The sequence below is a fragment of the Rhodococcus sp. TAF43 genome, assembly GCF_052113525.1.
Taxonomy (GTDB): domain Bacteria; phylum Actinomycetota; class Actinomycetes; order Mycobacteriales; family Mycobacteriaceae; genus Prescottella.
Map to the genome: position 1 here is coordinate 34,950 of NZ_JBFRDL010000042.1, position 8,782 is coordinate 43,731.

At 67.7% G+C, this 8,782-nt stretch carries 9 protein-coding genes; 4 read left to right on the plus strand and 5 right to left on the minus strand.

All coding sequences use genetic code 11. From position 1 onward, the window contains the following. The first annotated feature begins 151 nt into the window (after window positions 1–151). The 4 genes from gluQRS to AB4Z09_RS21525 all read left to right on the plus strand — a co-directional run bounded on the left by gluQRS (window position 152) and on the right by AB4Z09_RS21525 (window position 3,578). Complete coding sequence (gene gluQRS, locus AB4Z09_RS21510; protein WP_442240632.1) at window positions 152–1,081, plus strand: tRNA glutamyl-Q(34) synthetase GluQRS; 930 nt, start codon at window positions 152–154, stop codon at window positions 1,079–1,081. Between the two features lie 91 nt (window positions 1,082–1,172). After that, complete coding sequence (locus tag AB4Z09_RS21515; protein ID WP_442240633.1) at window positions 1,173–2,135, plus strand: hypothetical protein; 963 nt, start codon at window positions 1,173–1,175, stop codon at window positions 2,133–2,135. Window positions 2,136–2,202: 67 nt separating this feature from the next. After that, window positions 2,203–2,697 (plus strand): DUF4282 domain-containing protein, encoded by a 495-nt coding sequence (locus AB4Z09_RS21520; protein WP_174907666.1) that lies wholly within the window; start codon window positions 2,203–2,205, stop codon window positions 2,695–2,697. A gap of 128 nt (window positions 2,698–2,825) precedes the next feature. After that, the gene (locus AB4Z09_RS21525) at window positions 2,826–3,578 is read left to right on the plus strand and encodes a queuosine precursor transporter (RefSeq protein ID WP_174907664.1); all 753 of its coding nucleotides are present in this window, start codon (window positions 2,826–2,828) and stop codon (window positions 3,576–3,578) included. On the opposite strand, the gene tgt is transcribed toward AB4Z09_RS21525, so the two are convergent. From tgt to AB4Z09_RS21550, 5 genes are all read right to left on the minus strand, one after another. Further along, a complete protein-coding gene (tgt, locus tag AB4Z09_RS21530; protein ID WP_442240634.1) occupies window positions 3,545–4,834 on the minus strand; it encodes a tRNA guanosine(34) transglycosylase Tgt in 1,290 nt (429 codons plus the stop codon). The genes AB4Z09_RS21525 and tgt overlap by 34 nt on opposite strands. A gap of 31 nt (window positions 4,835–4,865) precedes the next feature. Further along, on the minus strand, window positions 4,866–5,705 hold the full coding sequence (locus AB4Z09_RS21535; RefSeq protein ID WP_442240635.1) for a class I SAM-dependent methyltransferase: 840 nt from the start codon (window positions 5,703–5,705) through the stop codon (window positions 4,866–4,868). A 182-nt stretch (window positions 5,706–5,887) separates the two neighbouring features. Continuing rightward, entirely contained in the window at window positions 5,888–6,700 is an 813-nt protein-coding gene (locus tag AB4Z09_RS21540) for an ABC transporter ATP-binding protein (protein ID WP_442240636.1), read from the minus strand. Beyond that, window positions 6,697–7,587: an ABC transporter permease gene (locus tag AB4Z09_RS21545; protein ID WP_254622744.1), complete on the minus strand. Its 891-nt coding sequence runs from the start codon at window positions 7,585–7,587 to the stop codon at window positions 6,697–6,699. The genes AB4Z09_RS21540 and AB4Z09_RS21545 overlap by 4 nt, the downstream gene beginning before the upstream one ends. Further along, window positions 7,584–8,609 (minus strand): ABC transporter substrate-binding protein, encoded by a 1,026-nt coding sequence (locus AB4Z09_RS21550; protein ID WP_114721371.1) that lies wholly within the window; start codon window positions 8,607–8,609, stop codon window positions 7,584–7,586. The genes AB4Z09_RS21545 and AB4Z09_RS21550 overlap by 4 nt, the downstream gene beginning before the upstream one ends. Window positions 8,610–8,782: the final 173 nt, after the last annotated feature.

Genomic DNA, 8,782 nt, shown 5'->3' on the forward strand with positions numbered 1-8,782 from the left:
TCACGGTCTGCTCGGAACATCTGATCGGCAGGCGGCAACCGGCACAAGCTCAGCACTGTGGACGCTACGCCTTCCACCCGCGCTTGGCTACGGATCCGGCGGCCCCGGACCGAGTCCCGAACAGTCGCACCCACCTCGATAAGCTGCAGCAATGCCGAACGAGGTCGACGGATCAACGCATGCGGGACGATTCGCCCCCTCCCCCTCCGGCGACCTGCATCTGGGCAACCTGCGAACCGCGCTGCTGGCCTGGCTGTTCGCGCGGTCCACGGGGCGCCGCTTCCTGGTCCGGGTCGAGGACCTGGACCGGGTGCGACCGGGCGCCGAGGAACGCCAGCTCGACGATCTCGCGGCACTGGGCCTGGACTGGGACGGCGACGTCGTCCACCAGTCCTCGCGGCTGCCGCTGTACGACGCCGCGATCGCCCGACTGCAGCGCGCCGGACTGACCTACGAGTGTTTCTGCACTCGCAAGGAGATCCTGAAGGCGGCCTCGGCTCCGCACGCACCCGCCGGCGCCTATCCCGGAACGTGCCGCGACCTGAGTCCGTCCGAACGCGACGAGCGGCGGGCGACGGGACGGCCGCCGGCGCTGCGGCTGCGGGCCGGCACCGATTCGTTCACGGTGGAGGACGTCCTGCACGGCACCTACACCGGGACGGTCGACGACCTCGTCCTCCGGCGCGGCGACGGCGTCCCCGCCTACAACCTCGCGGTGGTGGTCGACGACGCCGCGCAGGGCATCGACCAGGTGGTGCGCGGCGACGACCTGCTGTCGTCGGCGCCGCGGCAGGCGTACCTCGCGGGCCTCCTGGGCCTGCCCGCACCCGCGTACGCCCACGTGCCGTTGGCGCTGAACGCGGAAGGGAAGCGCCTGGCCAAGCGCGACGGCGCCGTCACCCTCGCAGACCAGGCGGGTCTGGGCCACACGCCCCGAGACGTGCTCAGCATGCTCGCTCGGTCGCTGGGAATGGCGGCGGACGCCGAACCGGTGACCCTCGCGCTGCTCCTCGATCGGTGGGATCCGAACCAGCTTCCGCAGGATCCGTGGGTTTTCGGCGGTGGATCTGGCCACTCGTAGCGCGCGCAAACCGGCCGTTCGCCACGTAGGGTTCAGCCAGAAAGTGCTATCGACAGCGTGAGCTACACCCGACGGAGACCGAGGTGCAGGCATGACGACAGGTGGACACGACCCGAATCAGACGCCCGAGGGCGGCAACAACGAGCCGGGGCAGGGCGGAACGCCCCCGCCTCCCCCGGGCAACTACCCACCGCCGCCCGGTGGCACGCCTCCCCCGCCGCCGCCCGGGAACTACCCACCTCCTCCGGGTAGTTATCCGCCCCCGCCCGGGAACTACCCACCTCCGCAGGGCGGCTACCCGCCGCCCGCTGGTGGCTATCCGCCGCCGCCCGGCGGGTACCCGCCGCCTCCGCCGGCCTACGACTCCGGGTATGGACAGCAGCCTGCGGGACCGCCGCCCAGCGAGGTGAGCGTCGGCGCCGCCCTCTCGTACGGCTGGAACAAGTTCAAGGCCAATCCCGGTGTCTGGATCGCGATCCTGGTCGTGGCCTTCTTGATCACCATCCTGGTGTCGCTGCCGTTCAGCTTCGGCGGCGACCGTGAGTACGACAACTTCAGCGACCTGGCCTCGTCGTCGTTCAGCGTGTGGCAGATCATCGGCAACATCGTCACCACGATCGTCGGCTACCTGATCTCGGCCGCCCTCATCCGCGGCGCGCTGCACGAGACCGACGGACGCCGTCCTGCCTTCGGATCGTTCTTCGAGTTCAAGAACGTAGGCGCGATCATCATCGCCAGTTTCCTGGTGGGCCTGATGACGAGCATCGGCCTAGTCCTCCTGGTCATCCCGGGCATCATCATCGCGTTCCTGACGTGGTGGACACTCGAGTTCGTCGTCGACCAGGATCAGGATGCGATCACCGCGATCAAATCCAGCTTCCGGGCGATCTCGTCGAACTGGGCCCCTCTGCTGCTCCTGGCGATCACGCTGTTCTTCCTGAACATCCTCGGCGCGCTCCTCTTCCTGGTCGGCCTGCTCGTGACCGTCCCGATGACGATCATCGCGTCGACATACGCATACCGCGTAACGGTCGGAGGACGCGTAGCACCCTGACCATATAAAACCAACCTCGCCGTATTGTGTTGATGCTCGATGCCTGACATGAACGACGAGGGGAAACATGAATACCGGCGACACTCACGATCCGAACAACTCCGGCGGCTTCGGCGGCCCGCCCATGCCGCCGCCCGGCGGCACACCGCCGTCCGGTCCGGGCTACCCCGGACCCGGCTACCCCGGACCCGGCTACCCCGGACAGCCGCCCGGAGCCGGGTTCGGCGGATTCGCGCCGGCACCCCCGGCACCGCAGGGCCCGCCCCTTGGACCGCCCCCGACCAGCTTCTTCTCCGCGCTGTTCGACTACAACTTCAACAGCTACGTCACGCCGAAGGTCGTCAAGGTCGTCTACATTCTGGTGACCATCGCCCTCGGGCTGATGGTCGTCGTCTGGACGATCGCTGGATTCGCCTCCGAGAGCCCAGCTATCGGACTCGTGGCGTTGCTCGGTGGTTCCCTGTTCTTCATCGTGATGCTCGCGCTCGCCCGCATCAGTCTCGAGTTCTACGTCGCGGTGATCAAGATTTCCGAGGACGTCAAGGAAATCAAGCGCCGCTGACCGCAGCCCTGTGCGCCGCGCACTTACCGCCCCGGGGAGACCAGCCTCGCCGGGGCGGTAAGTGCGCAAAACGGGCGGACTCGGGGTGCGGATCGCCGTCACACCACGCCTAATGTTTGGATGGCGCGGTGACAGAGCCAGTGCAGTCCCGATCCACCCTTTCCGAACCAGCGGCATTTGCCCACGTCAGCCGCGGTTACTACGCCACCATCGTGGCGTTGTTCACGATGACTCTGTTGATCTCGAATATCTGCGCGACCAAGGGGGTCGCGTTCTTCGTGGATCAGGACGTTACGTTCGGCCCGTTCCAGGTCCTGCCGATCATCACCGACGGCGGGTTCTTCCTGTTCCCGCTCGCGTACGTCCTCGGCGACGTCCTGAGCGAGGTGTACGGCTTCAAGGCCACCCGCCGCGCGATCTACATGGGCTTCGGTGCGCTGCTGCTGGCGGCGCTGAGCTTCTGGATCACCCAGCAGCTGCCAGCGGCCGACTTCTACGAGAACCAGGCCGCGTTCGACGCCGTCGTCGGCGTGGTGCCGCGGCTGCTGATCGCCGGGCTCGCCGGCTACCTCGTCGGGCAGTTGCTCAATTCCGCCGTCCTCGTGCTCATCAAGGAACGCACCCGGGAGCAGCACCTGTGGGCGCGGCTGATCGGTTCGACGGTGGTGGGCGAGTTCGCCGACACGGTCATCTTCTGCTCCATCGCGGCCGGAGCGATCGGCATCTCCACGTGGGACGACTTCATCAACTACGTGATCGTCGGCTTCGTGTGGAAGACCCTCGTCGAGATCGTCGTGATGCCCGTGACGTACCGCGTGATCGCGTTCGTGAAGAAGCGCGAACCGACCTACGCGCCGGTGGACGACGGCTTGCTGCCGTAGAACCGGCCCAGCATCTCGCGCTTGTACTCCTCGAAGTAGCCGCCCTCGATGCTCTCCCGGATCCGATCGACGAGCCGCACGGTGAACCGCTCGTTGTGGATGGTGCAGAGCGTCGAGGCCAGCATCTCCTTCGCCTTGAACAGGTGGTGGATGTACGCGCGCGTGTAGTTGGCGCACGTGTAGCAGTCGCACTCGTCGTCGATCGGGGTGAAGTCGCGACGGAACCGCGCCGTGTTGATGTTGAAGCGGCCGTCCGGGTGGTAGATCGCGGCGTTGCGGGCGACGCGGGAAGGGTTGACGCAGTCGAACGTGTCGGCGCCGTTCTCGATCGCGACGAACATGTCGTCGGGCTCGCTGATGCCGAGCATGTGCCGCGGCTTGTGCTCGGGCAGTTCCTCGTTGACCCAGCGCACGATGGTGCCGAGATTCTGCTTCTCGAGCGCGCCGCCGATGCCGTAGCCGTCGAAACCGCGCCCGCTCACACCGGTGATGGACTCGAGCCCGCGGGCGGCCTGGCGGCGCAGGTCCTCGTACTGCGCACCCTGCACCACACCGAACAAAGCCTGGTACGGCCGGTGCGCGCGCTCGGCGGTGAGCTTCTCGTGCTCGGCGATGCACCGCACCGCCCACGCCTGTGTGCGCTCGACCGACTGCTCCTGGTAGCCGCGGGTGTTCAGCAGCGTCGTCAGCTCGTCGAACGCGAACATGATGTCGGCGCCCAACTGGTGCTGGATCTGCATCGACACCTCGGGGGTGAACCGGTGCGCCGAGCCGTCGAGGTGCGACTTGAACGTCACGCCGTCGTCGTCGACGTGCGCCAGACGCTCCTTGCCGGCCGCGATGACGTCGTCGGACTGCACACCGACGGCCTCCATCGCCAGCACCTTCTTGAAGCCGACACCGAGGGACATCACCTGGAAGCCGCCACTGTCGGTGAACGTCGGGCCGTCCCAGTTCATGAACTTCCCGAGCCCGCCGGCCTCGTCGACGATGTCGGGGCCGGGCTGCAGGTACAGGTGGTAGGCGTTGGCGAGCACCGCCTGCGCACCGAGGTCCTTGATGGCCTCGGGCAGCACGGCCTTGACGGTGGCCTTGGTGCCGACCGCGATGAACGCCGGGGTCTGGATGTCGCCGTGCGGGGTGTGGATGGTGCCGGTGCGGCCCAGCTTGTCGGGCAGGCGAGTGYCCACCGTGAAGAACGGATCGGGCGGGGTGGGCACTGCGTCGTTCGTCTGGCCAGGCACGGGGTCACTCACCTGGCCATACTGTCACAGCTCCGCGGGTGAGTTACGCGCGCTCGACCGCGGTGAGCAGCAGATACTCCCAGTCCATCGCGAACGCACCCGCGCCGACGTCGAACTGTCGGGCCAGGTCCACGAGATCGCGATCCAGCGCGGCGACCTTGTCGGGCTCGCCCGATATCGCCTTGTACACCGCGATCGTGGGACCGTAGTTGGCCTTGAAGTAGTCCCGGAACGCCTCGGGACCATCGAAGTGGTCGACCCGGACGGTGTCCTGGTGCGCGACGACGTCGGTGACCCGGTCCCCGAGAAGCTTGCGGACGTGAGTTTCGTCGCCCCACAGCGGCGGCGGCTGCGCGCCGGGCGGTGGCGGCGGCGCATACGGCTTCATGGCCGCGAACATCCGGCCGATGAATCCGGCGGGCGTCCAGCTGAGCAGCCCGATCGTGCCGCCGGGCCGACACACCCGGATCAACTCGTCGGCGCTGTTCTGGTGGTGCGGCGCGAACATCACCCCGAGGCACGACGTCACGACGTCGAACTCGTCGTCCGGGAACGGCAACGCCTCCGCGTCGCCGGCGCGCCACTCGAGTTGGGCACCGCGCTTGGCGGCCAGCTCGCGGCCCGCGTCGAACAGTTCGGGGGTCAGATCGGATGCCACGACGTCGGCGCCGGTCAGCGCGGCGGGAATCGCGACATTGCCGGTACCCGCACCGACGTCGAGGACCCGCTGCCCGCTGCGCACGCCGCACGCCCGGACCAGCACTGCCCCCAGATCAGGGATCACGTCCGCCGCGACCGCCGGATAGTCGCCCGACGCCCACATTGCACGATGTTTGGCCTTGAGCACGCGGTCTGCTTCCTTCGCTACCAGTGATTCAGTCATGGTTCGAGCCTGCGCCCCGACGGCATCGGGAACAAGGGCCCCCAGGGGTGGCCCGCGCGCACCCCGCGGCGCGGATGCGGCATGGCCCGAATCTGCCGTCCGAGGATTCCGGTCGGGACTGAGACAGGGGCCGGCCCGTTGTCCGGGCCGGCCCCTGTTGCTGTCCGGGGTGTGTGTTGCGGTCAGTGCTGATTGAGCGTTTCGCGCAGTTCGGCGAGCATGTCCCGGTACTCGGCGGAGCTCTCGGTGTCGATGGTGTCGCGGGGCCGGTCGAGTTCTACCTTCGTGTCGATCACGATGCGACCTTCACGCATCGCGACGACGCGATCGGCGATCAGCAGCGCCTCGTTGAGGTCGTGGGTGACGAACACAACGGTCTGTCGTTCCTGGCTCCACACGTTGAGGAATTCGTCGCGCACCACGTCACGTGTCTGCGCGTCGAGGGCGGAGAACGGCTCGTCCATCAGGATCAGGGCGGGTTTCATCACCCAGGTCCGGGCCAGGGCGACCCGCTGGCGCATGCCCYGTGACAGCTGCCAGGGGTAGCGGTCGGCCGCCGACTCGAGGCCGACTCTGCGCAGCATGTCCATCGCGCGTTCGCGCCGCTCGGTCTTGTCGACGTGCGCGATCTCCATGCCCAGCTCGACGTTGCGCAGCGCAGTCCGCCACGGGTAGAGCGCGTCGCGGGCGAACATGTAGCCCATCTGCGAGCGCGCCTGGGCCGGGCTGGTGCCCAGCACCGACACCGAACCGGTGGTCGGCTGGATCAGTCCGCCCATCAGGTTCAGCGCGGTGGTCTTGCCGCAGCCGCTGTGCCCGACCAAGACCAGCAGCTCGCCCCGCTTGCCGATGATCGACAGGTCCCGAACACCCGAGTAGGTGGTCGCACCCGGCGGGGTGTAATCCAGTGTCGCGGAGCGGATCTCGAAGGCCGGATCCTCGATGGTGGTGGCGCCGGCGGCGCCCGTTGTCGTCACGTCCGTATGCGTCATCATGAGTCCTGAGGGGGTTGCCAACGGAGAATCGCCTTTTCGATCCGGCCCGACGCCGCATTGAACGCCGCCGCGATGATCGCCAGCACGATCAGCGCCGCATAGACGGTGCCGAGGTCGAACGCGGCCGAGGACGCGGAGATCTGCTGGCCCAGGCCGGCCGTGGACGCGATCAGCTCCGCGCCGACCACGCCGAGCAGCGAGTAGATCAGGCCCAGTCGCAGGCCCGCGAAGATCGAGGGAACCGCCACCGGCAGCAGCACCTTGTAGAAGCGCTGCCACTTGTTCGCGCCCATCACCACCGACAGTCGCAGCAACTCCGGGTCAGCGCTGGCGACACCCGCACGGGTGTTGATGGTGATGATGAACACCACCAGCGTGAAGGCCAGCACGATCTTCGACGTCGACCCGATGCCGAAATAGATCACGAACACCGGGGCCAGCGCGATGCGCGGCATGGCGTTGATCGCGTCCAGGAACGGGGAGACCACCGCCTCCACACTCGGGGACAGCGCCAGGCCGATGCCCACGGCGATGCCGATCACGGCACTGGCGACCAGCGCGATCAACGCCGCCGACACCGTCGACCACAGATCCGGCCAGAAGGTGCCCTTGTCCTGCCAGGCCACGAACGCCTTCCACACCAGCTGCGGGTTCGAGACCACCAGCTTGTTGCTGCCGGCGAAGTTGTAGCTGAGCTGCCACAGTCCCAGCAGCGCGGCCAGGAGCAGGATCTGCACCGCCAGCAGCGGCCCGCCCGACAGCTTGGCCTTCACACCGGTCGCGCCGACAACGACCTTCTTCTTTTTCTTGGCATCGGCGGCACGTTTGCCGCCCGCCGTCACGGCCGCGCCGGCGGCCGCGGTGGGGGTTGTCGAGGTCACACTCATCGCGGATCGCCGCCTGCACACGGCGCGTGGACGGTGTCGGCAAAGTCCGGCACCTGGGGAGCAGGCGAGCCTGCCAGCGGCGCCTGCGCCGCCCAGGAATCCTCGGTGATGGTGAAGGGCAGGTAGACGTCCTTGATGGACTCCCACAGCGCGGGCGCACCCTCGGGCGAGACGCCGACGAGCTCACCGAGCCACTTGGCCATCGTCGCCGCGTTCTGCGGGTCCCGCGAGTAGTCGTAGGCGTCCCACATGGCCTTGCAGTAGTTCAGCACGTCGTTGGGGCGCTGCTCGATCGTGTCGCACGACGCGGACGGATAACCCTGGACCAGCGGCGAGAGTGCGTTGCCGTCCCGGCCGACGATGTCGGTGACGCGGGTGACCTTCGACGGGGGCAGCTGCTCCTCCATCGTCGGGCCGTAGTACATGGCGTCGACCTGCTTGGCGTTGAAGGCCTGGATGGCGGTCGCGGGCGCGCCGACGGCCACGAACGTGACATCCTTCGCGGGGTCCAGGCCCGCCTCGTTCAGCAGCTCGGTGATCCACAGCTCCATGCCGGAGCCGCGGGAGGTGACGCCAATGGTCTTGCCCTGGAGGCTCTTCATGGTGGTGTCGGGATCGGTGGGGTCGCCCTTGATCTCCGTGCCGGGCTGCGCGATGACATCCAGCGTGTTGCCCAGGGTGGAGCCGAGCGCCTTCACGCAGGCGCCCTTGTCGACCGCCGGCCACAGCGTGCCGGGCACCATGGTGCCGACCGTGAGGTCATTGGAGATGACGGCGGCGGACTGCGCGGTGGTCAACGACGGGGGCATCAACTCGACATTGACGCCACGCTTGTCGAAGAACCCCTCATTCTCGGCGACGACCGCGATCAGGTCGCCAGGCACACCCTGGGTGACGCCGACCTTCATCACGGAACCGTCTGCGGCCGAAGTGTTCCCGCCACATGCTCCCAGGGTGATCGCGCCGACAGCGGTTGCGGCGATCGCAACCGTCTTGGCCGCACGCGTGCGGAATGTGCTCATCTAAAGTCCTCTGATTGCTGAAGTTGGCGGAGGCGGGGATACACGCCGCGTCCTGCCCAACGAAGGCTTCCGCTGCTGAATTGTCAGGCGTGCTGGGTGAAGCCGACCTGGCCGGGGCGACGGTTCGGGGCGTAACCGAGCTCGGCGAGGGTCTCGTCGGCGTTCGCGTAGGT